Origin of the sequence: Bacillus sp. SIMBA_074 (genome assembly GCF_046534555.1) — a bacterium.
In the GTDB taxonomy this organism is placed as follows: domain Bacteria; phylum Bacillota; class Bacilli; order Bacillales; family Bacillaceae_G; genus Bacillus_A; species Bacillus_A mycoides.
Genome location: NZ_JAWRYM010000322.1, coordinates 1 through 298, shown reverse-complemented (window position 1 = coordinate 298; position 298 = coordinate 1). Strand labels below are relative to the sequence as shown.

Annotated in this window: 1 pseudogene; it reads left to right on the top strand. The window is 36.2% G+C overall.

What is annotated here, in order from left to right:
• Positions 1-101 precede the first annotated feature (101 nt).
• Positions 102-298 (top strand): annotated as a pseudogene (locus SB773_RS31015) (GntP family permease); the annotation flags it as partial.

The following is a 298-nucleotide window of genomic DNA, read 5'->3' as shown; positions in this document are numbered from 1 at the left end:
GGAAATTATTGATCTATATCGGGTCTCCTTTACTAATGACTATTCAACTATGAAACTACTCAAAAAATAATATTGAATTTGGAAAGGGGGGATTGGTTAATATGGCAATTAGTTTTTTAGGTTTAATAGCTGGCCTTGGACTACTCATGTATATGACCATTAAAGGGATAAACATCATTATTGCAGCTGTGTTGTGTTCTGTTGTTGTAAGTATCACAGGCAAGCTTAATCTAATGGAAGCGTTAACAACAGACTACATGGGGGGCTTCACTGGTTTCTTCGCTTCCTGGTTTTTAAC